21 protein-coding genes are annotated in these 20,600 nt (G+C 72.3%); 10 read left to right on the forward strand and 11 right to left on the reverse strand.

Annotated elements, in window-relative coordinates; all coding sequences use genetic code 11:
• The first annotated feature begins 52 nt into the window (after positions 1 to 52).
• A complete protein-coding gene (locus ACFY0K_RS07635; RefSeq protein ID WP_390639060.1) occupies positions 53 to 1,264 on the forward strand; it encodes a D-alanyl-D-alanine carboxypeptidase family protein in 1,212 nt (403 codons plus the stop codon).
• Between the two features lie 247 nt (positions 1,265 to 1,511).
• Here the strand turns inward: ACFY0K_RS07635 and ACFY0K_RS07640 are convergent, their stop codons facing one another.
• Both ACFY0K_RS07640 and ACFY0K_RS07645 read right to left on the reverse strand, forming a co-directional pair.
• On the reverse strand, positions 1,512 to 2,270 hold the full coding sequence (locus tag ACFY0K_RS07640; protein ID WP_390639061.1) for an SDR family oxidoreductase: 759 nt from the start codon (positions 2,268 to 2,270) through the stop codon (positions 1,512 to 1,514).
• A 172-nt stretch (positions 2,271 to 2,442) separates the two neighbouring features.
• Entirely contained in the window at positions 2,443 to 3,441 is a 999-nt protein-coding gene (locus tag ACFY0K_RS07645) for a Gfo/Idh/MocA family protein (protein ID WP_390639062.1), read from the reverse strand.
• Between the two features lie 131 nt (positions 3,442 to 3,572).
• Between ACFY0K_RS07645 and ACFY0K_RS07650 the strand changes: the two genes are divergently transcribed.
• The 4 genes from ACFY0K_RS07650 (at position 3,573) to ACFY0K_RS07665 (ending at position 7,890) form a co-directional block, all read left to right on the forward strand.
• Complete coding sequence (locus tag ACFY0K_RS07650) at positions 3,573 to 4,946, forward strand: multidrug effflux MFS transporter (protein ID WP_390639063.1); 1,374 nt, start codon at positions 3,573 to 3,575, stop codon at positions 4,944 to 4,946.
• Positions 4,886 to 6,079, forward strand: a complete 1,194-nt coding sequence (locus ACFY0K_RS07655) for a serine hydrolase domain-containing protein (protein WP_390639064.1) — start codon at positions 4,886 to 4,888, stop codon at positions 6,077 to 6,079. Before ACFY0K_RS07650 ends, ACFY0K_RS07655 begins: the two co-directional genes overlap by 61 nt.
• Positions 6,076 to 7,074: a small ribosomal subunit Rsm22 family protein gene (locus ACFY0K_RS07660; RefSeq protein ID WP_390639065.1), complete on the forward strand. Its 999-nt coding sequence runs from the start codon at positions 6,076 to 6,078 to the stop codon at positions 7,072 to 7,074. Before ACFY0K_RS07655 ends, ACFY0K_RS07660 begins: the two co-directional genes overlap by 4 nt.
• 81 nt (positions 7,075 to 7,155) lie before the next feature.
• On the forward strand, positions 7,156 to 7,890 hold the full coding sequence (locus ACFY0K_RS07665) for a bifunctional DNA primase/polymerase (protein ID WP_390639066.1): 735 nt from the start codon (positions 7,156 to 7,158) through the stop codon (positions 7,888 to 7,890).
• Between the two features lie 34 nt (positions 7,891 to 7,924).
• Here ACFY0K_RS07665 and ACFY0K_RS07670 read toward each other — a convergent pair whose 3' ends face one another.
• Genes ACFY0K_RS07670 through efeO form a run of 4 tightly spaced genes read right to left on the reverse strand, consistent with a single transcriptional unit; the run spans position 7,925 to position 12,192 of the window.
• Complete coding sequence (locus ACFY0K_RS07670; RefSeq protein WP_390639067.1) at positions 7,925 to 8,959, reverse strand: hypothetical protein; 1,035 nt, start codon at positions 8,957 to 8,959, stop codon at positions 7,925 to 7,927.
• Complete coding sequence (gene efeU, locus ACFY0K_RS07675) at positions 8,874 to 9,791, reverse strand: iron uptake transporter permease EfeU (RefSeq protein ID WP_390639068.1); 918 nt, start codon at positions 9,789 to 9,791, stop codon at positions 8,874 to 8,876. Before efeU ends, ACFY0K_RS07670 begins: the two co-directional genes overlap by 86 nt.
• 3 nt (positions 9,792 to 9,794) lie before the next feature.
• The gene (gene efeB / locus ACFY0K_RS07680; protein WP_390639069.1) at positions 9,795 to 11,045 is read right to left on the reverse strand and encodes an iron uptake transporter deferrochelatase/peroxidase subunit; all 1,251 of its coding nucleotides are present in this window, start codon (positions 11,043 to 11,045) and stop codon (positions 9,795 to 9,797) included.
• A 10-nt stretch (positions 11,046 to 11,055) separates the two neighbouring features.
• The gene (efeO, locus tag ACFY0K_RS07685) at positions 11,056 to 12,192 is read right to left on the reverse strand and encodes an iron uptake system protein EfeO (protein WP_390639070.1); all 1,137 of its coding nucleotides are present in this window, start codon (positions 12,190 to 12,192) and stop codon (positions 11,056 to 11,058) included.
• A gap of 503 nt (positions 12,193 to 12,695) precedes the next feature.
• On the opposite strand from efeO, the gene ACFY0K_RS07690 reads away from it, so the two are divergent.
• Positions 12,696 to 13,367 (forward strand): PhzF family phenazine biosynthesis protein, encoded by a 672-nt coding sequence (locus ACFY0K_RS07690; protein WP_390639071.1) that lies wholly within the window; start codon positions 12,696 to 12,698, stop codon positions 13,365 to 13,367.
• On the opposite strand, the gene ACFY0K_RS07695 is transcribed toward ACFY0K_RS07690, so the two are convergent.
• From ACFY0K_RS07695 to ACFY0K_RS07705, 3 genes are all read right to left on the reverse strand, one after another.
• Positions 13,368 to 13,550 carry a hypothetical protein gene (locus tag ACFY0K_RS07695; RefSeq protein WP_352353829.1) on the reverse strand — a complete coding sequence of 61 codons (183 nt, stop codon included), beginning with the start codon at positions 13,548 to 13,550 and terminating at the stop codon, positions 13,368 to 13,370.
• A 79-nt stretch (positions 13,551 to 13,629) separates the two neighbouring features.
• Positions 13,630 to 14,355 (reverse strand): NADPH-dependent F420 reductase, encoded by a 726-nt coding sequence (gene npdG / locus ACFY0K_RS07700; protein WP_390639072.1) that lies wholly within the window; start codon positions 14,353 to 14,355, stop codon positions 13,630 to 13,632.
• A gap of 47 nt (positions 14,356 to 14,402) precedes the next feature.
• Positions 14,403 to 15,482 carry an exo-alpha-sialidase gene (locus ACFY0K_RS07705; RefSeq protein WP_390639073.1) on the reverse strand — a complete coding sequence of 360 codons (1,080 nt, stop codon included), beginning with the start codon at positions 15,480 to 15,482 and terminating at the stop codon, positions 14,403 to 14,405.
• Positions 15,483 to 15,562: 80 nt separating this feature from the next.
• Between ACFY0K_RS07705 and ACFY0K_RS07710 the strand changes: the two genes are divergently transcribed.
• Both ACFY0K_RS07710 and ACFY0K_RS07715 read left to right on the forward strand, forming a co-directional pair.
• Entirely contained in the window at positions 15,563 to 16,159 is a 597-nt protein-coding gene (locus tag ACFY0K_RS07710; protein WP_390639074.1) for a hypothetical protein, read from the forward strand.
• A 274-nt stretch (positions 16,160 to 16,433) separates the two neighbouring features.
• Positions 16,434 to 17,729, forward strand: coding sequence for an MFS transporter (locus ACFY0K_RS07715; RefSeq protein ID WP_390639075.1), 1,296 nt, complete (start codon positions 16,434 to 16,436; stop codon positions 17,727 to 17,729).
• 26 nt (positions 17,730 to 17,755) lie between these two features.
• Here ACFY0K_RS07715 and ACFY0K_RS07720 read toward each other — a convergent pair whose 3' ends face one another.
• Positions 17,756 to 17,989, reverse strand: a complete 234-nt coding sequence (locus ACFY0K_RS07720) for a hypothetical protein (RefSeq protein ID WP_352353839.1) — start codon at positions 17,987 to 17,989, stop codon at positions 17,756 to 17,758.
• Between the two features lie 58 nt (positions 17,990 to 18,047).
• On the opposite strand from ACFY0K_RS07720, the gene map reads away from it, so the two are divergent.
• Positions 18,048 to 18,905, forward strand: coding sequence for a type I methionyl aminopeptidase (gene map, locus ACFY0K_RS07725; RefSeq protein ID WP_390639076.1), 858 nt, complete (start codon positions 18,048 to 18,050; stop codon positions 18,903 to 18,905).
• 148 nt (positions 18,906 to 19,053) lie between these two features.
• Positions 19,054 to 19,701: a heme oxygenase (biliverdin-producing) gene (locus ACFY0K_RS07730; RefSeq protein WP_390639077.1), complete on the forward strand. Its 648-nt coding sequence runs from the start codon at positions 19,054 to 19,056 to the stop codon at positions 19,699 to 19,701.
• Between the two features lie 9 nt (positions 19,702 to 19,710).
• On the opposite strand, the gene ACFY0K_RS07735 is transcribed toward ACFY0K_RS07730, so the two are convergent.
• Positions 19,711 to 20,511, reverse strand: coding sequence for a site-2 protease family protein (locus ACFY0K_RS07735; protein ID WP_382722675.1), 801 nt, complete (start codon positions 20,509 to 20,511; stop codon positions 19,711 to 19,713).
• Between the last annotated feature and the right edge of the window lie 89 nt (positions 20,512 to 20,600).

A 20,600-nucleotide genomic window follows, 5' to 3' on the forward strand; every position in this document is an offset into this window, starting at 1 on the left:
GGGAGAGGGTCCACCCGGCAAAGCCCTGTCGGGTCCGGTGTACGGTCCCGGGGTGCGCGATTCCTCTCGGCTGACCAGGCGTGCCGTCCTCGGACTGACGGCCGCTGCCCTTCCCGTGTCCGCGGCGCCCCCTGCCTCCGCCGCCTCCGCCGCCACCGTCGTAGGCGGAGAGCGGCTGGCCCACGGGGGCGTACAGGTGAGCGGTGCCACCGGCCTGCCGAAGAAGATCACCGCCCGCGCCTGGCTGCTCGCCGACTGCGACAGCGGTGAGGTGCTCGCCTCGTACAACGCGCACCAGCGGCTGGCGCCCGCCTCCACCCTGAAGATGCTGTTCGCGGACACCGTGCTGAAGAAGTTCGAGCGGACCGAGCGGTACAAGGTCAAGGACTCCGACATCTCCGACGTCCCGGCCGGCTCCAGCCTGGTCGGCATCAAGCCCGGCCTCACCTACACCGTCGAGCAGCTGTGGCAGGGCGTCTTCCTGCGCTCCGGCAACGACGCCGTGCACGTGCTCTCCCACATGAACGGCGGGATCGCGAAGACCGTCGCCGAGATGCAGGCCAAGGCGGCCGACCTGCAGGCCCTCGACACCCATGTGGTCAGCCCCGACGGCTTCGACCACCCCGGCCAGCTGTCGTCGGCGTACGACCTGACCCTCTTCGCCCGGCACGGGCTGAAGGACGACGACTTCCGCGGGTACTGCGGCACGCGGACCGCGAACTTCCCGGCGGGCGGCAAGAAGACCTTCCAGATCCAGAACACCGACCGCCTGCTCACCGGCGCCTGGGGGCTGGACGTCTACAAGGGCCTGTTCGGCGTCAAGAACGGCTACACCAGCCACGCCGGCAACACCTTCACCGGCGGTGCCACCCGGGACGGCCGCACCCTGCTGGTCACCGTGATGCACCCGGACCCCGCCACCAACGCCGTGTACGAGCAGACCGCCGCGCTCCTCGACTGGGGCTTCGGGAAGGGGAGTTCGGCGCAGTCCGTGGGCGCGCTGGTCGATCCGCTGAGCGAGGGCGGGGCGAGCGCGAGTCCGTCGGCGAAGGGGATCGCCGGGGCGGCCGGGACGGGGGCCGCCGGTTCGGGATCGTCGGGACCGTCGCCGTGGCGGGTCGCGGAGGGCGGGGCGGTGACATTCGGGCTGCTGGGCGCCGGGGCATGGGCGCTGCGCCGTCGGCGCCGCCGGGCGGCCGGTGCCGCGGCCGGCCCCGACTCGGTCGACACACCGGCAGATCCGGCCGGTCCGACGGCGGGCTGACGTCACGCGGCAGCCGCTCCACCCACCGGTGCGTACCCGCGGTCCCGTGCGGGTCCACCCCCACCCCGGTCCGGTGGAACGGCTGCCGCCTCCCCCCTCGGTGTGGCCGACGGTCTACGGAATGCCAGAGCCCCAACTGTGAAGTTCTGGTGGAGGAGAGTTGAGCATAGGCCCGTTACCGGCCGCAATACCGCGGACGTCGACATTCCGCTTGTGCAGGTTGTGGATTGTCCGACTGAACGGCGGTTCAGCCCCGGCCCACGTACGGCATCGCCGTAGCCAGCACCGTCGCGAACTGCACGTTCGCCGCCAACGGCAGCTCGGCCATGTGCCGCACGGTCCGCGCCACGTCCGCCACGTCCATCACCGGTTCCGGGGCGATCACCCCGTTCGCCTGCAGCGCGCCGGTCTCCATCCGGGCCGTCATGTCCGTCGCCGCGTTGCCGATGTCGATCTGCCCGACCGCGATGCCGTACGGCCGCCCGTCGAGGGACAGGGACTTGGTGAGCCCCGTCAGCGCGTGCTTGGTCGCGGTGTAGGCGGCGGAGTGCGGGCGGGGCGCGTGCGCCGAGACGGACCCGTTGTTGATGATCCGGCCGCCCTGCGGCTCCTGCTCCTTCATCTGCCGGAACGCCGCCTGCGCGCACAGGAACGCCCCGTTGAGGTTGGTGTCCACCACGTGCCGCCACGCCTCGTAGGGCAGGTCCTCCACGGCCACCCCGCCCGGGCCGAACGTCCCCGCGTTGTTGAACAGCAGGTCCACCCGTCCGAACCGGTCCACGGCGGCGGCGAACAGCTCGGCCACGTCGTCGGGTTCCGAGACGTCGGTCCGTACGGCGAGGGAGGCGCCGTCGGGTGCCAGCGCCGCCGTCTCCTCCAGCCGCGCGGTGCGCCGTCCGGCGAGCGCCACCGACCAGCCGGAGCGCAGCAGTTCCGTGGCCACGGCGCGGCCGATGCCGGAACCGGCGCCGGTGACGACCGCGATCTTTGGTTGCTTGTCATCCATGGAGTCGCAGCGTAGGCGCTCCGCTGGGGAGGGCCGCGTTGTCCGGGGTGTCGGTTGTCCGCGGCGCCGTCGTGGCTGGTCGCGCGGTTCCTCCCCCAGCCTTCGGCCGGGGGGACCCCAGCGCCCCTTCGGGGGCGCCAGAGGCGCGGGGCGCTGTCACGTCCGGGGCGTCCTACGCCTCGTCCGGGTAGCGGACCCCGATCAGCTCCCGCAGGCCGTCCAGGGTGCGCATGACCGCGAGGGTGCTGTCGTGGGGGACGAGGGGGGACTCCTGGTCGCCGGCGCGGACCGCGCGCATGGCCTCCCTGGCCTCGTGGCGGAAGGTGTTGCGCGGGCCGTCCTCCGGGGTCAGGGCGAACTCCTCGGGGTCGCGGCCGTCGCGGTGCAGTACGAAGCGGTCGGGGTTGAAGAAGCCGTTCGGGATGTCGATCCGGCCCTGCGAGCCGGTGACCGAGGCCGTGGTGCCGGTGCCTCCGACGATGGAGCAGTGCACCGAGGCGAGAGCGCCGCTCTCCCAGGAGAGCAGTGCACCCGTCTGGAGATCGACGCCCTCCTCCGAGAGCACCGCTCGCGCCGACATGCCGTCCGGCTCACCGAGCAGCAGGTGCGCGAACGACACCGGGTACACCCCCAGGTCGAGCAGCGCGCCCCCGCCGAGCAGCCGGTTCCGCAGCCGGTGCGCCGGCGGGAACGGCCCCTCCAGGCCGAAGTCCGCCTGCACGGTCCGCACCTCGCCGATCGCCCCGTCCGCGACCAGCGCCGTCAGCCGCCGGACCAGCGGATGGCAGTACATCCACATCGCCTCCATCAGGAAGCGGCCGTGCTCCTTCGACAGCGCGACCAGTTCTCCGGCCTCGCGGGCGTTGAGCGTGAACGGCTTCTCGCACAGCACGTTCCGCCCAGCCGTCAGGCACAGCCCGGCGGCCGCCCGGTGCGCCGAGTGCGGAGTGGCGACGTACACGATGTCGACGTCCTCGTCGCGGGCCAGCGACTCCCAGTCCCCGTACGCCCGCCCGATCCCGAACCGCTCCGCGAACCCCTCCGCCGACTCCGGGGACCGCGAGGCCACGGCCACGATCTCCGCGTCGGGCAGATCGACCAGGTCAGCCGCGAACGCGGCCGCGATCCCGCCCGTCGCCAGGATCCCCCACCGCACGCTCTGCTCACCCATCCCGGCCGCCCACCCTCGCTCACGTGTTTCCCGGCAGTCTGTACGAGCTGAGAGCATATGCGGGGGCCGACGGGGTCCAGCAACAGCCGACCGGACCGCGAGACCCACGAAGACGGGGGGACAGAGGACACATGCCCGAGCAGCCGGCGCCACCGACACCGGACGCCCAGGACACCGCGAACGCCCAGGACACCGCGAACGCCCGTGACGCCGCCGTACCCGCACCGCGGGGAGCCGCCGGCCGCTCCGGCCCGGCTCCCGCCCCCGCCGCCACCCGCCGCGCCGGCCTCCTCCTCGTCCTGCTCCTCGGCGGACTCACCGCGACGCCCCCGCTGGCCATGGACATGTACCTCCCGTCCCTGCCGGAGGTCACCCGCTCCCTCGGCGCCCCCGCCGCGACCGTCCAGCTCACCCTCACCGCCTGCCTCGCCGGGATGGCCCTCGGGCAGCTGGTCGTCGGCCCGATGAGCGACCGCTGGGGGCGCCGCCGCCCGCTGCTGGCCGGCCTCGCCGTCTACGTCGTCGCCACCGCGCTGTGCGCCGTCGCGCCGGACGTGGAGACCCTGGTCGCCTTCCGGCTCGCCCAGGGCCTCGCGGGCGCGGCCGGCATCGTCATCGCGCGGGCCGTCGTACGCGACCTCTACGACGGGGTCGCCATGGCCCGCTTCTTCTCCACCCTGATGCTGGTCTCCGGTGTCGCCCCGGTCGTCGCCCCGCTGATCGGCGGGCAGATCCTGCGGGCGACGGACTGGCGGGGCGTCTTCGTCGTCCTCACGGCCGTCGGGACGCTGCTCGCCGTACTGGTGTGGGTGCGGCTCCCGGAGACGCTGCCGCCGGCCGACCGGCACGCCGGGGGAGCGTCCGCCGCCGTCCGCGCCATGCGGAGCCTCCTCGCCGACCTGCCCTTCACCGGCTACATGCTCGCCGGCGGCTTCGCCTTCGCGGCCCTCTTCGCCTACATATCCGCGTCCCCGTTCGTCATCCAGGAGATCTACGGCGCCTCCCCGCAGACCTTCTCCCTCCTCTTCGGCCTCAACTCGGTCGGTCTTGTGATCGCCGGACAGGTCAACGGGAAGGTGCTGGTCGGCCGGGTCAGCCTGGACAAGGTGCTGGGCGCGGGCCTGGGAGTGACCGTGCTCGCGGCGACCGCCCTGCTGCTGATGTCGACCGGCGCCCTCGGCCCGGTCGGCCTCACTCCGGTCGCCGCCGCCCTCTTCGTCCTGATGTCCGCGATGGGCTTCACCCTGCCCAACGCCCAGTCCCTCGCCCTGCTGCGCACCCGGCGCGCGGCCGGGTCCGCGTCCGCGCTGCTCGGGACCTCCTCGTTCCTGGTCGGCGCGGTCGCCTCGCCGCTGGTCGGGGTCGCCGGGGAGAGAACCGCCGTGCCCATGGCGATCGTCCAACTGGCGGGGGCACTGGTGGCACTGGCCTGCTTCGTGGGAATGTGCCGTCCCTGGGCAGCACGTGGGAACACCCGTGCGAGGACGGAGGGAGCAGGGAGCTGAGCGTACCGAGACTGCGCGTCGAGACACCGGAACGGGCCGGGCTCGACCCCGCGGAACTCAGGCACCTCGTCCGCGAAGTGCACGACCTCACCACCGGTGAGCGGCCCTGGGCGGCCGGGGCCGTCGTGGTCGCCGGACGCGGACCCGTGATCGCCGTGCAGGAGGCCGCCGGCTGGGCCGTGCGCTGGTCCGCGTACGACCCCGAGGCCGACGCCGGTGTCGAACTGCTGCCCGCCGCCCGGGTCCCGGCGACCGTCGACACCCCCTTCGACGTCGCCTCCCTCACCAAACTGTTCACCGCGGTCGCCGCCGTGCAGCAGCTGGAGCGCGGCACCCTCGGCATCGACGCCCGGGTCGGCGCCTACCTCCCCGACTTCCACGGGGCCGCCGCCCACGGCATCACCGTCCGCCAGCTCCTCACCCACACCTCAGGCCTGCGCCCCGAACTTCCGTTCTACGACTGTCCCGACCACGCGGCCCGCCTCGACCTGCTCCGCGCGGAGGCCCCGACCAGCGCCCCCGGCGCCTACCGCTACTCGGACCTGAACCTGCTCCTCCTCCAGCAGGTCCTGGAGCGGATCACCGGCCGTCCCCTCGACGTCCTGGTCCGCGACGGCATCACCCGGCCGCTCGGCATGACCGCCACCGACTTCGGCCCCTGCCCCGGCGCGGCGGCCACCGAGGACCAGCGGCGGCCGTGGGCCAAGGCGGACCGCGGGATGCTGCGGGGCGTCGTGCACGACGAGAACGCCTGGGCGCTGGGCGGGGTGGCCGGGCACGCCGGTCTCTTCTCCACCGGCCGGGACCTGGCGATCTTCTGCAGGGCACTGCTCGCGGGCGGCGCCTACGGCCCGGCGCGGATCCTCGGCCCCGACTTCGTGGACCTGCTGCTGGCCCCGCCCGGCCTGGGCTTCCTGGTGGACCAGCCGTGGTTCATGGGCGAGCTGGCCGGACAGGGGGCGGCGGGCCACACCGGGTTCACCGGGACCAGCCTGGTGCTGGACCGGGCCACGGACACGTTCCTCGTGCTGCTCGCCAACACCGTGCACCCGCGCCGCCGCCCCGGCGACAGCGCACCCCGGGCGGCGGCGGCGACCCGCCTCGCCAGGGCTGTCCATACAATCGCCGGGTGAACCAGCCCACCCCTTCCGGCGGCCCACCGGCCGACCGGCTCCGCGCCGCGCTCTCCGACCTGCTCGACGGCCTCCCCCCGAAGCAGGCGGCCTCAGCCGTCGAGCGGCTGATCGCCAGCTACCGCGGGGCCACCCCGACCGACGCACCGATCCTGCGGGACCGGGCGGACGTGGTGGCGTACGCGGCGTACCGGATGCCGGCGACCTTCGAGGCGGTACGGTCCGCGCTGGCGGCCTTCGCCGACGCGGTACCGCAGGGGTGGGCGCCGGGCAGTCATGTGGACGTCGGCGGCGGGACGGGCGCGGCGACCTGGGCGGTGACCGACACCTGGGCGGGCGCACGGCCGGTGACGGTCCTCGACTGGGCCGAGCCGGCGCTCGCCCTCGGCCGGGAGATCGCCGCGGCGAACCCGGCACTGCAGGACGCCAAGTGGCAGCGCTCCCGGATCGGAGCGGCGCTCACCATCGAGAGCACTGATCTCGTCACGGTGTCCTACGTCCTCAACGAACTCGACGAGGCCGGCCGCGCCGCCCTCGTCGACGCCGCCGCGGCCGCCGCGCAGGCCGTCGTCATCGTCGAGGCGGGCACCCCCGCGGGCTACGCCCGGATCATCGAGGCCCGCGACCGCCTGATCGCCGCCGGCCTCCACGTCGCCGCCCCCTGCCCGCACAGCGCCGCCTGCCCGATCGCCCCCGGCACCGACTGGTGCCACTTCTCCGCCCGGGTCAGCCGCTCCTCCCTGCACCGCCAGGTCAAGGGCGGCTCCCTGCCCTACGAGGACGAGAAGTTCAGCTACGTGGCCGCCACCCGCTTCCCGCCCGCCCCGGCACCGGCCCGGGTGGTCCGCCGCCCCCAGATCCGCAAGGGCCAGGTCCTGCTCGACCTGTGCGAGACCGACGAACAGCTGCGCCGCACGACGGTCACCAAGCGCCACGGCGACCTGTACAAGGCGGCCCGGGACGCGGACTGGGGCGACCCGTGGCCGCCCGGGTGACACAGCTCTCGTACCCCCCGCTTCACGCCCAGACGGGACCATAAGGCATCCTGGCCGGACCACAGGGAGGCGAGGCGAAAGATGAGCGCGAGGTTCGGCGGCCCGAGCGGCCTGCAGGGCAGACTCTCCCAGTGGCTCCGCGGCCGCCGCCCCGAGCAGGCGGCCAGCGCCGACGACCCGGGCCGCGCGGCGCTGCTGCTCGCCGCCGCCGACGCGGGCCTTCCGCTGGCGCCCGCCGCGCACCCCGCCCCCGGCTACGGCTGCTCCTGCGACCGCGTCGGCTGTCCCACCCCGGCCCGGCATCCGGTGTCGTTCGCGTGGCAGACGCAGTCCACCACCGACCGCGCCCAGATCGAGCGCTGGGCCCGGCACCAGCCGCAGGCCAACTTCATCACCGCGACCGGCATGACCCACGACGTCCTGGACGTGCCCCTGGAGCCCGGCCGGCAGGCCCTGGAACGGCTGCTCGCGAACGGCGTCGAGGTCGGCCCGGTCGCCGAGAGCGACGACGGCCGCCTGCTCTTCTTCACCCTCACCCGCGGCACCCCCGAGGACGAGGACGAGTGGTGGCCCTGCGAGCTGGACTGCCGCCCCGAGACCATGGACGAACACCCGGGGCTGCGCTGGCACTGCCGGGGCTCCTACGTCCTCGTGCCGCCCGCCAGGCTGCCCGGCGGCGACGGCGACCTGCGGGTGCACTGGGTACGCGGGCCCGAGCACGCGCTGCCCGACCCGCTGAGCCTGCTGGAGATCCTCACGGATGCCTGCGGCCGGTACGCGGGCGAGGAGGCCGATCAGGTGGGTGCGGTCTGGTAGAGGCGTCGGTCGTCGGTCGGCTGCGGCGCCGACGTCAGGACCCCTGGGCCGAGGTCAGGCCCTGGATGCGGCCCAGGATCGAGACCTTGCCGGTGCCGGCCGGGTCCAGGGCGACCTGGTTGGAGACGAACTGCATGGTCAGGGACTGCTTGATCTCGCCCTTGGTGAGGGCCTTGACGCTGAGGTTCGGGGCCGGCACGGAGGTGCCCGCGGCCGCCGTCTCCTTGGCGTAGTAGCGGGTGGTGAAGAACACCACCGCCCCGCCGTCGGTGGTGCGCAGGGCGAGCGGCGCGTAGTCGCCGTCGGTGAGCGGCTCGTCGATGTACTGGGTGGCCAGGCCCGGCTTGGTGGACTTCTTGCGGTCCGTGCGCCAGCCGCTGGTGTGCGGGCCGTCCGCGAAGGCGGTGCCGCCGCTCTTCAGGTACGTGGCGTAGTCCCGGCTCAGGTCGCCCGGGGCGACGGCGAACTGAGCGCTGTTCGCCGGTACGTCCTCGGCCCAGCCGTCCTTGTCGGTGGTGAACTTCGGTACGGCGTCCGGCGCGACCAGTGTCAGGTAGGCCACCTGGAACGGCTGGTCGAGGCTGTTGCGGGTGAAGACCAGCAGCCAGCGTTCGTCGCCGCCCTTGTTGCCGTGCGCGTCGGCGAGGAACCAGCGCGGCCAGCCGGCCTTCTTCGGGATGGTGTACGTGACGTCGTCGAACTCCAGCGCCGAGTGGGCGGAGTTGCCGGCCGGGCTGTTGACGTGCCCGGCCTTCAGGCGCGCGGAGTCGATGTCGGCGAGGGCGCCGGTCGTGTGATCCGCGTCCAGGGAGCCGTCGTAGGCCTTGTCGGCCTTGTTGTAGGCGTCCGTGAACTGCCGGAGCGCCTTGGCGGCTTCGGCGCGGGTGGTGGTGGGGAGCACCTCGCGCTCCCCGTGCACCACCACGCAACCGCTCGCCGTCAGCGACAGGGCGGTCAGCGAGACCGCTATGAGCGCGTTCCGATCACGCCGGCGGAGTCTGCGGAGCCGTCGAGGCGCGCGATCCCTGTTCGTCAGGTGCGTCCGCAGATGCGTCCTCAGGTGCGTCATCAGGTGCCTTCACCTTCCCCTTCCCGGAGCCGAACCCTACCGGGGCGAAGAAGAGTGCGAGTGTCGGGACCAGGTACAGCAGCCACACCGTGACCTGGAGCACGGTCGGGTCCGGCTGGAAGTTGAACACGCCCTTCAGCAGCGTTCCGTACCAGCTGTCCGGCGGAATGGTGCCGCTGATGTCGAAGGCCTGGCTGGTCAGGCCCGGGATCCAGTCGGCCTCCTGCAGGTCGTGGAAGCCGTACGCGAGCACGCCCGCCGCGACCACGACCAGCATGCCGCCGGTCCACGTGAAGAACTTCGCGAGGTTGATCCGCAGGGCGCCCCGGTAGAACAGCCAGCCGAGGAACACGGCGCTGGCCAGGCCGAGCGCCACGCCGATCAGGGGGCGCGGGGTGCCGTCGCTGGCCGCGTGCACGGAGGCCCACACGAACAGCGCGGTTTCGAGGCCTTCCCGGCCGACGGCGAGGAAGGCGGTGGCGACCAGCGCGCCGGTACCCATCGCGAGGGCCGCGTCCAGCTTGCCGTGCAGCTCCGCCTTGAGGTGCCGGGCGGTGCGGCGCATCCAGAACACCATCCAGGTCACCAGGCCCACCGCGACGATGGACAGGGACCCGCCGAGTGCCTCCTGCGCCTCGAACGTCAGCTCCTGGGAACCGAATTCGAGCGCGCACCCGAAGCCCATGGCGATCAGCACCGCCACCGCGATGCCGATCCAGATCGGCTTCAGGGCGTCCGTGCGCCCGGTCTTGACCAGGTAGGCGATGAGGATGCAGACGACGAGCGAGGCCTCGAGGCCTTCGCGCAGACCGATCAGGTAGTTGGAGAACACGGATCACGCCCCCTTGGAGGACTCGGAGGATTCGGAGAACAGCGTCCGGCCCCACCAGTCGTCCTTGTCCCGGACGCCGGGCGGGACCGCGAAGACCGCCGAACCCACGTGCTGGATGTACTCGTTGAGCGCGTCGGACGCCGCCAGCCTGCGCTGGAGCGGGATGAACCCCTTGCCGACGTCACGCATGTAGGCCAGGAAGAACAGCCCGGCGTCGAGCCGCCCGAGCCCGTCCGTCCCGTCGGTGAAGGAGTAGCCGCGGCGCAGGATGGTGATGCCGCCGTTGGAGTCCGGGTGCGCGAGCCGCACGTGGGCGTCGGGTTTCATGGCCTTCAGGAACGGCTCGTCGTGCTCCTTGGCCCTGCCGACCGGGGCGCCCTCGCCCTTGTCCCGGCCGAACACGTCCTCCTGCTCCTGGAGCGAGGTCCGGTCCCAGGTCTCGATGTTCATGCGGATCCGCCGGGCGACGAGATACGACCCTCCGCTCATCCATCCGGGCCCGTCCCCGTCCCCGACCCACACGAACTTCTTCAGCCGGTCGGTCTCGGTGCCCGCGATGTTGCGGGTGCCGTCCTTGAACCCCATGAGGTTGCGGGGCGTCTGGGCGTCCGGGGTCGTGGACGAGGTCTTCCCGAAGCCGAGCTGGGACCAGCGGATGGCGACCTTGCCGAAGCCGATCCGGGCGAGGTTGCGGACGGCGTGCACCGCGACCTGCGGATCGTCGGCGCAGGCCTGGATGCACAGGTCGCCGCCGGTGCGGGAGGCGTCGAGGTTGTCCCCGGGGAACTGCGGCAGTTCGACGAGCGCGGCGGGCCGCTGTCCGCCGAGCCCGAACCTCTCGAAGAAGGACGGCCCGAAGCCGATCGTCAGCGTCAGCCGGGACGGACTGAGCCCGAGGGCCTCACCGGTGTCGTCCGGGGGCGCCTCGGCGAGCCCGCCGTACGCGCCCTCGCCGACGGCCCTGCCCGCGGTCATCCGCCGGGCCGCGGCCGTCCAGTCCTTCAGCAACTGCACGAACTCGGCCCGGTCGTCGGTCTTCACGTCGAAGGCGGCGAAGTGCAGCCGGTCCTGGACCGGGGTGGCGATACCGGCCTGGTTGGCGCCGTGGAACGCGACGGCGGTGGCGGGCCCGGCGTCGTCGCCGCCGGCCTCGGCCGCGGCCACCGCGCCCCCGGCCACGGCGGCGCCCAGCGCGAGTCCGGCGCCGCCCCAGCCGATGACCGCCCGACGCGACGGAGTGGCTTTGTCACCCATGTCCCGCTCCTTACTTGACCACGGCCGCGGCGAGCTTGGACAGCGGCTCGGCGAGGGCGTTGACCGCGTCGGACAGCTCCTTGCGCTGCGCGTCGGTGACCGTGTCGTACGAGACGAAGCCGTCGGAGGTCTTGTCCGTGCGGTACTTGTCGAGCAGCGTGTCCAGCGCCGCGAACTGCTTGTCCAGTTCGGTGACGAGCGCCGCGTCGTTCTGCCGCGCGACCGGCTTGAGCAGTTCGTACGCCTTCTGCGCGCCGTCGACGTTGCCCTTGAAGTCGCTCAGGTCGGTGTGCGAGTAGCGGTCCTCCTCGCCGGTGACCTTGCCGGTGGCGACCTCGTCGAGGAGTTCCTTGGCGCCGTTGGCCATGGAGGTCGGGGTGATCTCGGCCTTGCCGACCCGCTGCTGCCAGTCCTTCAGATCGGTGAGCAGCTCATCGGCGAGGGCCTTCTGCTCGGCGCCGACCTTCTTGTCCTGCCACAGCGCCTTCTCCAGCGCGTGCCAGCCGGTCCACTTCTGGCCCTTCTCCAGGTCGTTGACGCGGGTGTCCGTCTTGGGGTCGATGTCCCCGAACGACTCGGCGATCGGCTCGGTGGTCTCCCAGCCGACCCGGGAGGGGGCGTACGCGTCCTTGGCGGCCTCGATGTTCCCGGCCTTGACGGCGTCGACGAACGTCTGCACCTTCGGGATCGTCGCGTCGGCCTGCTCCTGGGCGTACTCGCGGTAGGCGGCGACGGCCGCGTCCAGCTTCGGGTCGCGCTCGGCGACGGCGCCGGAGCCGGTGACGGTCAGCTTCTGCCGGACACCGTGCCCCTTCATCCCCGGCCGGCAGGCTATCTCGTACGACCCCGCCTTCACCTCGGCGGTCAGCGTGTACTTGGTCCCCGGCCCGATGTTCTCCTTCTCGGAGACGATCCGGTCGTCCGGGAAGAGGATCTCGACCTCGGTGGCCTTCGCCCCCGTGTTCTCGATGGCGAGCGTGACGTGCCCCGCCGGGACCGACTTCGCCGACGTCTCGCACGTGGAGTCGGCGGCGGTGACCTGGATCGCGCCGTCGCCCTTGGCGTCGCTCTTCGCGGTGCAGGCCGAGAGGGCGGTCAAGGCGGCCACGGTGGCGGCGGCGGTGACGGTGAGTCGGACGGCACGCATGCAGGCTCTCCAAGCTGGGGACGGTGTGGTGAGGCTGGCCTAACTTACCTGAGGCTTACCTCACTCATACCCGGGCGGGGTGGTGATGCGCCAGACACGGAAAGATCACAGACACGGCTTGATATCGATGACCTAAAGAGAATGCCATGGATGAGTAAAGGGAAGGTCAAGTGGCGACTCCGGTGGTCGTGGACGACATCGCCACGCGCTCCGTAAAGGGCGCGGGGAACTGCGCGAGCGGCCACGACGGTGCCGCGCCCGGCGGCCGACCGGCACCGGCAACGGCGAGATCCGGCCGGGCGGTTCGGCACCGCCGGATCACGCCGTCGTGGCTCGGCGTCGTCGCGGCGGAGAGACGTGAGCGATGTCGCGGACGGCAACGCCGTGCCCAGCCCCCTTGCCGGCGTCGTGTCCCGCGTAGGAGCCGGAAGTTGACCGGGCTGCCGAGGAGGGCGGTGAGGACGCCGAGGGGGGAGCGGGGCCGTGAGTGCTTCAATGCCGCTGTGACTGATTACGACGTGCTGCGTGTCTTCTGCGCGGCGAACGGCGGCTACGGCAACGAACTGGGCGTCGTCCGGGACGGCTCCGTGCTGCCCCGCCGGGAGGACCGGCAGGCGCTGGCGGCGAAGCTCGGGTTCAGCGAGACCGTGTTCGTCGACGACCCCGAGCGCGGGGTCGTCGACATCTACACCCCCACCCTGCGCCTGCCGTTCGCCGGACACCCCTGCGTCGGCACGGCGTGGCTGCTGGACGTGCCCGAACTGGTCACCCCGGCCGGCGTCGTCGGGGCCCGGCTGGACGGGGAGTTCAGCTGGATCGAGGCGCTCCCGGAGTGGGTCCCGCCGCGCACCCTGCGCCAGTACGCCGAGGCCGCGGAGGTCGACGCGCTGCCGGTGCCCGCGCCGGGGGAGTGGATCTACGCCTGGGCCTGGGAGGACGAGTCGGCCGGGCGGGTCCGCGCCCGTGCCTTCCCCGGCCGCGACGACGGCATCGACGAGGACGAGGCGACCGGGGCGGCGGCCCTGCTGCTGACCGCCGAGCTGGGCCGGGCCCTGAACATCACCCAGGGCCGGGGTTCGCAGATCCTGACCGCACCGCAGCCGTACGGCTGGGTGGAGATCGGCGGGCGGGTCCTCCTGGAGGGCCCGGAGAGGCAGCCGGTCACCGGCCGGTGATCAGCCGGTGACCGACTTCTCCTGACGGCCGCGCCGTACGTAGTACCAGGTCATGTTGGACGACAGCCCCGTCAGCAGCACCCAGACCACGCCGATCGGCCAGCTGCCCTGGACGAAGGAGACGACGGCGGCGACGAGGGCGAGGACGCAGACGATCAGGGCGTAGAGGGCGAGGCGGGGCATAGGAGTCGATCGCTTTCCGAAGACGTCTTGCCGAAGACGTGGGGGACACCGGTGGCAGCCACCAGTGTCCCCCATCCGCTCAGACGTCGGTGACCCGGAGCCCGGCGTGTGCCTTGTAGCGGCGGTTGACCGAGATCAGGTTCGCGACCAGGGACTCCACCTGGTGGGCGTTGCGCAGCCGGCCCGCGAAGACGCCGCGCATACCCGGGATCCGGCCGGCCAGCGCCTGCACGATCTCGACGTCGGCCCGCACCTCGCCGAGCACCATCACGTCGGTGTCGATCTCCTCGATCTCCGGGTCCTGGAGCAGCACCGCGGAGAGGTGGTGGAAGGCGGCCGTGACCCGCGAGTCCGGCAGCAGCGCCGCGGCCTGCTCCGCCGCGCTGCCCTCCTCCGGCTTCAGCGCGTAGGCACCCTTCTTGTCGAAGCCGAGCGGGTTGACGCAGTCCACGACCAGCTTGCCGGCCAGTTCCCCGCGCAGTGACTCCAGCGTCTTGCCGTGCCCGTCCCACGGCACGGCGACGATCACGAGGTCGCTGCGGCGCGCGCACTCGGCGTTGTCGGCGCCCTCGACACCGTGCCCGAGCTCGTCGGCGGCGGCCTGCGCGCGCTCGGCGGCCCGCGAGCCGATGATCACCTTCTGGCCGGCCCGCGCCAGCCGGTAGGCGAGGCCCTTGCCCTGCGGGCCGGTGCCGCCGAGCACACCCACGACCAGACCGGAGACGTCGGGCAGGTCCCAGGGATCCTTGGCGGGGGCGGGGGCCTTGTCGGCCCCCGGCTGCTGTGCACTGTCGGTAGAGGTCATGGGCCGACTCTACGTCCGGGCCGGCGGCGGTACCCGGCAAGGCCCGGTCAGGTGAGCCGGTTCACGGGCACCCGGCGGAACGTGATCGTGGTGTACGCGCTGAAGTCGCCCGTCTCGTACAGCAGCCCGACGGTGGCCGCGTCGACCCGGGCCAGGTCGGAGTAGGCCGCGGGCAGCCCGTCGACCGTGTACACGGGCCGCCAGGTGGTGCCGCCGTCGGCGGAGGCGCGGACCGTCATCAGGGCGCGGGCCGCCGGATCGCCCGGCCCGGAGTACAGCAGCGCGTCGGGATCGCGGAGTTGGAGCACGGCGGCCTGGCAGACGGGTGCGGTCAGCCCGGCCTGCGGCCGGAAGGGCTTCACCAGCGTGCGACCGCCGTCCGCCGAGTGGGCGTCGGCCCTGTTCCCCGGCGCCGGTGAATCGTTGCGCGTGTTGAAGTAGACGCGCCCGTCGGGCAGTTCGGCTGCGGTGGTCTCGTTGACGTTGATGTACCCGTCGGTGTTCTCGTCCACGTAGCCGAGGTACCAGGTCGCCCCGTGGTCGTCGCTGAGCAGGCAGTGCCCGCTGTTGTACTTGCCTTCGGTGCCGTTGTCCGTGCCGGTGGGCGGCAGGGTGTGGTTGGCGGCCACGACGACCCGTCCCGAACGCAACTGGAGCGCGTGCCCGGGTGTGGTGGCGTACCACCGCCACCCGGCCTTCTTCACGGACCGGGTGATCTCCACCGGCGCGGACCACGTCACGCCGTCGTCGTCACTGTGCTGCACCCACACCCGCCGCCCGTCGGCGTCGGACACCTGCCCGCGCAGGATGGCGTCCTCGGTGGCGGAGGCGGCGCTGCGCACGTGCACGAGCAGGATGCGGCCGGTGTCGAGGACGACGGGGGCGGGGTTGCCGGCGAGATCGGTCCCGTTGTCCGCCGCCACCTGGAGCGGCCCCCAGGTGCGCCCGCCGTCCGTCGACCTCTTCAGCACCACGTCGATGTGCCCGTGGTCGGCAGCGGAGTCGACTCTCCCCTCGCAGAAGGCGAGCACGGTGCCCGCCCGGGAGACCACCACCGCCGGGATCCGGAAACTGGCGTAACCCTCTTTGCCCGCGCGAAAGGGAATGCTTGCTTCTGCGTCACTCATGGGCCGCCTCCTCCCCGGGTCGGGCGAATTCGGGGTGAACTCCACGTCACGAGTGTCCGATTGCGGCAGTATGCGGGGGCATGGACGCCGTACGGGTCGCGTTGTTGCGCGAAGTGCTCGCCGGGACCGAGTGGTTGACCGCGACCCGGAGATTCGCGGGCGCGCTGCGGGGTTCCGTGGTGACGCACGGCGGGGGACTGCTCCTGGTCGGTACGCCGGAGTACGAGCCGTGGCATCTCGCCGCGCACCTCGTGGACGAGGCGGCGTGGTCCGGTACGCCGGAACTGGCGCCGACCCTCGTACGGCACGACGCCCGCCCCACCGACCCGGCGCACCTCGCGGTCGGCCCCGGCCGCATCGAGGCGGCCCGCCGGGGTGAGACCCTGCTCGTGGTGGCGCCGGGAGACGCCGGACCCCTCCTGGAGCGGGTCCACACCGCCCGCCGGGCCGGCGTGACGGTCCTGACCCTCGCCACCGTCGACGACGCGCTCACCGCCATGGCCCACGAGACCCTCACCGTCCCCGAGACCGCGGAACTCGACCTGGACACCGTCCAGCACCTCGTCAGCGCCGCAACCGGCGAGAACGGCCCCTCCCCACGAGGCCGTCGCCGCTTCCGAGACCGCCTCGCCCGCCTCGCGGAGACCGTGACGGCCCCGCCTCCGACGCCTTGGTGATTTTCCGCCCACCCGCCCACCCGACTCGGCCGACTCGGCCGACCGAACTGCCTTCGGCAGCACCGTAGAAGGCACGGGACCTCGGCTGCGACGGAAGCGTGGGGGAGCGGAGGCGGCACCCGCGCCACGGATGTCGGCTGCAGGCGCGTAGTGGTTGCTCGCGCAGTTCCCCGCGCCCCTTCGGGGGCGCTGCACCAACGCGCCCCGTCAGGGGCGCGGGGAACGGGCGAAAAGCGTTTGCTCCCGCCGAGCGCAGCGATCAGCATGGGCCAGCGTGAGTCTCCTCCCCGACCTAGCCCCCTGGAAGGCCTCCGCCGACTTCCGGCGGCTGTGGGTCTCCGGTCTGATCAGCAGCTTCGGGAGTTTCCTGACGTTCGTCGCGCTCCCGGTGCAGATCAAGGACCTCACCGGTTCCGCGGCCGCCGTAGGCGCCATCGGCGCTGTCGAACTGCTCCCGCTCATCCTCTTCGGCCTCTACGGCGGCGCCCTCGCCGACGCCCTCGACAAGCGCGCCCTGATCGTCCGGACCGAGGCCGCTCAGGGACTGCTCAGCGCGGGCCTGCTGGCCAACGCGCTGCTGCCGCACCCGGCGGTCTGGCCGCTGTACGCGGTCGCGGCCCTGTCCGCGGCCCTCGTCTCGGTCCAGCGCCCCGCCCTCGACTCCCTGCTGCCGAGGATCGTCGCCCACGACGACCTCCCGGCCGCGGCCGCCCTCAACTCCTTTCGCTGGACGGTCGGCGGCGTCGCGGGCCCCGCCGTCGCCGGCCTGGTCGTGGCCTACGCGGGCCTCGGCTGGGCGTACGGCGCCGACCTCGTCACGTTCGTCGTCTCCGTCGCCCTGGTCGTCGGCGTCGCGCCGTCCCCGGCGTCCCACGAGGCCGCGAAGCCCTCCCTCCGCTCGATCGCCGAGGGCGCCCGCTACGCCTGGAACCGCAAGGAACTCCTCGGCACCTACGCGGTCGACCTCGCGGCGATGTTCCTGGCGATGCCGCTCGCCGTGCTGCCCTTCCTCGCCGACGAACTGGACGCGGACTGGTCGCTCGGCCTGATGTACGCGAGCATCCCGGCCGGTTCGCTCCTCGTGGGCCTGGTCAGCGGCTGGACCTCACGGGTGCGCAGGCACGGGCGGATGGTGGTGCTGTCGGCCGCGCTGTGGGGCCTCGCGATCGCCGCCGCCGGCGCCGTGGCGAACGTATGGCTGGTCCTGCTCCTCCTCGCCGTCGCCGGCGGCTGCGACATGGTCAGCGGGATCTTCCGGGCCGCGATGTGGAACCAGACGATCCCCGACGAGCTGCGCGGCCGCCTCGCCGGGATCGAACTGCTGTCGTACTCGGTGGGCCCCACCCTCGGCCAGGTCCGCTCCGGGTCCATGGCCGGATGGCTCGGCGTACGGGCGTCCGTCGGCGCGGGCGGCCTGTTCTGCACCGGCGCGGTCGGCCTGCTGGCCCTGTGCCTGCCCGCTCTGATGTCCTACGACGCGCAGACGAACGAACACGCCGTACGACTGCGCGCCCGGCGCACCGCCGGATCCGCGCCCGGCCTCGCGGCCGACCCCGCCCAGCCATCCTGATCAAGCCCCCTGATCAGCCCTACTGCTCAGCCCTCGTCGGACGAGTCCCCCGCGGGGGCGTCGTGCCACCGCGGGTCGTTCTCCCACTGGAGGTTGCGCTCCCGCGCGATCTCCATGGCGTGCTCGGCCTCCGCACGGGTGGCGTAAGGGCCGAACCGGTCCTTGGCGGGGCACTCGGGTCCCTCCTCGACTTTCTGATGCTGCAGGCAGTAGTACCACTCGCCCGCCTTCGCAACGGTCCGCTTCTTGAACAGGGCCATGACCGGCTCCTTTCGCCATCCACATGTTCCCCCATGCCCGCTGGTTAGACTCGCTGGCATGTCTGGCCAGTCGCTGCTCGTACCAGGGGAGCTCTCTCCCACCCGTTCGGTACCCGGAAACATCCGCCGCCCCGAGTACGTCGGCAAACCCGCGCCGACCCCGTACACCGGGCCGGAGGTGCAGACCCCGGAGACCATCGAGGCGATGCGGATCGCCGGCCGTATCGCCGCGCAGGCGATGGAGGAGGCCGCCAAGATCATCGCGCCGGGTGTGACGACGGACGAACTCGACAGGGTTGCGCACGCGTACATGTGCGACCACGGGGCCTACCCGTCCACGCTCGGCTACCGCGGCTTCCCCAAGTCCCTGTGCACCAGCGTCAACGAGGTCATCTGCCACGGCATTCCGGACTCGACGGTGCTCCAGGACGGTGACATCGTCAACCTGGACGTGACCGCGTACATCGGCGGGGTGCACGGCGACAACAACGCCACCTACCTGGTCGGGGACGTGGACGAGGAGAGCCGGCTCCTTGTGGAGCGGACCCGGGAGTCCCTGAACCGGGCGATCAAGGCGGTCCGGCCGGGCCGGCAGATCAACATCATCGGCCGGGTCATCGAGTCGTACGCGAAGCGCTTCGGGTACGGGGTGGTGCGGGACTTCACCGGCCACGGCATCAACTCGTCGTTCCACTCGGGGCTGATCATCCCGCACTACGACAGCCCGCACGCGACGACGGTGATGCAGCCCGGGATGACCTTCACGATCGAGCCGATGCTCACGCTCGGGACGCACGAGTACGACATGTGGGACGACGGCTGGACCGTCGTCACCAAGGACCGCAGGCGTACCGCGCAGTTCGAGCACACGCTGGTGGTGACGGACACCGGCGCGGAGATCCTGACCCTGCCGTGACCACCCCCGCTGCCGCCGGGCCCGCCCTCCCCTCGGAGGGCGGGCCCTTTTCCGGTACGCTTTTGCCGACACGGTGTCGGTAACTTTGCCGACGAAGCGTCGGCAAGAACATTGACTTAGGTAAGGCTTACCTTAAAGGATGTTGCCCATGGACTCCTTCGCGACGGTCATCCGCACCGCGTCCCACGAGCAGCACGTGGAGGCGGAGACCTCGACGTTCATGAGCGACCTGCTGGGCGGCCGGCTCGGCGTGGCGGCCTACGCCCGCTACACCGAGCAGCTGTGGTTCGTGTACGACGCGCTGGAGGGCGCGGCCGGGCGGCTGGCGTCGGACCCGGTGGCCGGGCCGTTCGTGCGGCCCGAGCTGTTCCGGCTGGCCGCGCTGGAGCGGGACCTGGCGCACCTGCGCGGGGCCGGGTGGCGGACCGGACTCACGGCGCTGCCGGCGACGGAGGAGTACGCGGCACGGGTGCGGGAGTGCGCCGAGCGCTGGCCCGCCGGCTACGTCGCCCACCACTACACCCGCTACCTCGGCGACCTCTCCGGCGGCCAGATCATCCGTGACAAGGCCGAGCGGACCTGGGGCTTCCAGCGCAAGGGCGACGGCGTCCGGTTCTACGTCTTCGACGACATCGCCAACCCGGCCGCCTTCAAGCGGGGTTACCGCGAACTGCTGGACGCGGTGGACGCCGACGACCTGGAGAAGCAGCGCGTCGTCGCCGAGTGCAAGCGGGCCTTCGCCCTCAACACGGCGGTGTTCCGGGAACTGGGCGAGGAGTTCCCGCTGTCGGCCTGACCGCCGCCGCTACTGGCTGACGGAGCAGAAGTCGTTCGGCCCCTGCCAGAAGCGGTAGAGCTGCTGACCGCAGTACTGGGAGAAGTCGTCGACGCCCAGGTGGCGCAGCAGCGCGTCGATCACGTCGAAGAACGCGCTGTTGATCGACGGCACCCACAGCAGCGCGAACACGAAGAGCAGGCCGAACGGGGCGAACGGCTCCACCTGGCGCTTGATGCTGTACGACAGCCACGGCTCGACCACGCCGTAGCCGTCCAGCCCCGGCACCGGAAGGAAGTTCAGGATCGCGGCCGTGACCTGGAGCAGGGCGAGGAAGGCGAGCGCGAAGCGGAAGTCGCGCGGGACGCCGTCCAGGGCGTCCAGCCAGAAGGGGGCGGTGCAGACGGCGGCGAACAGCACGTTGGTCAGCGGACCGGCGGCGGAGATGAGGCTGTGCCGCCAGCGGCCCCGGATCCGGCTGCGCTCGATGAAGACCGCACCGCCCGGCAGGCCGATCCCGCCCATGATCACGAACAGCACCGGGAGCACGATGCTCAGCAGGGCGTGCGTGTACTTCAGCGGGTTCAGGGTCAGGTAGCCCTTCGCGCCCACCGTGATGTCGCCGCTGTGCAGGGCGGTGCGCGCGTGCGCGTACTCGTGCAGGCAGAGGGAGACGATCCAGGCCGCCGTCACGAACAGGAACACGGCGACCCCGGGCTGTTCCGCGAACCCGGACCAGGTGGCCCACCCGGTGACCGCGGTGACGGCGAGGATCCCGACGAACACGGGACTGATCCGCCGGTCACTGGGGCGGGTGGTGGTGGCGGTCATCTGCGGGGCTCCTGGAGGACTGGGGTGGTCGGCGCGGGTCCGACCGTACCTGGCGGGGGGCGAAAACGCCTCGGGTGCAGGGGAAATAC

It is taken from the genome of Streptomyces sp. NPDC001507 (assembly GCF_042894765.1).
Classification (GTDB): Bacteria; Actinomycetota; Actinomycetes; order Streptomycetales; family Streptomycetaceae; genus Streptomyces.

What these genes read in the sequence shown, in the direction of transcription:
- ACFY0K_RS07640 (WP_390639061.1), bottom strand. Translation starts at nt 2,270, where the DNA reads ATGGATGACAAGCAACCAAAGATCGCGGTCGTCACCGGCGCCGGTTCC.
- ACFY0K_RS07645 (WP_390639062.1), bottom strand. Translation starts at nt 3,441, where the DNA reads ATGGGTGAGCAGAGCGTGCGGTGGGGGATCCTGGCGACGGGCGGGATC.
- ACFY0K_RS07650 (WP_390639063.1), top strand. Translation starts at nt 3,573, where the DNA reads ATGCCCGAGCAGCCGGCGCCACCGACACCGGACGCCCAGGACACCGCG.
- ACFY0K_RS07665 (WP_390639066.1), top strand. Translation starts at nt 7,156, where the DNA reads ATGAGCGCGAGGTTCGGCGGCCCGAGCGGCCTGCAGGGCAGACTCTCC.
- ACFY0K_RS07670 (WP_390639067.1), bottom strand. Translation starts at nt 8,959, where the DNA reads ATGACGCACCTGAGGACGCATCTGCGGACGCACCTGACGAACAGGGAT.
- efeB (WP_390639069.1), bottom strand. Translation starts at nt 11,045, where the DNA reads ATGGGTGACAAAGCCACTCCGTCGCGTCGGGCGGTCATCGGCTGGGGC.
- efeO (WP_390639070.1), bottom strand. Translation starts at nt 12,192, where the DNA reads ATGCGTGCCGTCCGACTCACCGTCACCGCCGCCGCCACCGTGGCCGCC.
- ACFY0K_RS07695 (WP_352353829.1), bottom strand. Translation starts at nt 13,550, where the DNA reads ATGCCCCGCCTCGCCCTCTACGCCCTGATCGTCTGCGTCCTCGCCCTC.
- npdG (WP_390639072.1), bottom strand. Translation starts at nt 14,355, where the DNA reads ATGACCTCTACCGACAGTGCACAGCAGCCGGGGGCCGACAAGGCCCCC.
- ACFY0K_RS07705 (WP_390639073.1), bottom strand. Translation starts at nt 15,482, where the DNA reads ATGAGTGACGCAGAAGCAAGCATTCCCTTTCGCGCGGGCAAAGAGGGT.
- ACFY0K_RS07710 (WP_390639074.1), top strand. Translation starts at nt 15,563, where the DNA reads ATGGACGCCGTACGGGTCGCGTTGTTGCGCGAAGTGCTCGCCGGGACC.
- ACFY0K_RS07720 (WP_352353839.1), bottom strand. Translation starts at nt 17,989, where the DNA reads ATGGCCCTGTTCAAGAAGCGGACCGTTGCGAAGGCGGGCGAGTGGTAC.
- map (WP_390639076.1), top strand. Translation starts at nt 18,048, where the DNA reads ATGTCTGGCCAGTCGCTGCTCGTACCAGGGGAGCTCTCTCCCACCCGT.
- ACFY0K_RS07730 (WP_390639077.1), top strand. Translation starts at nt 19,054, where the DNA reads ATGGACTCCTTCGCGACGGTCATCCGCACCGCGTCCCACGAGCAGCAC.
- ACFY0K_RS07735 (WP_382722675.1), bottom strand. Translation starts at nt 20,511, where the DNA reads ATGACCGCCACCACCACCCGCCCCAGTGACCGGCGGATCAGTCCCGTG.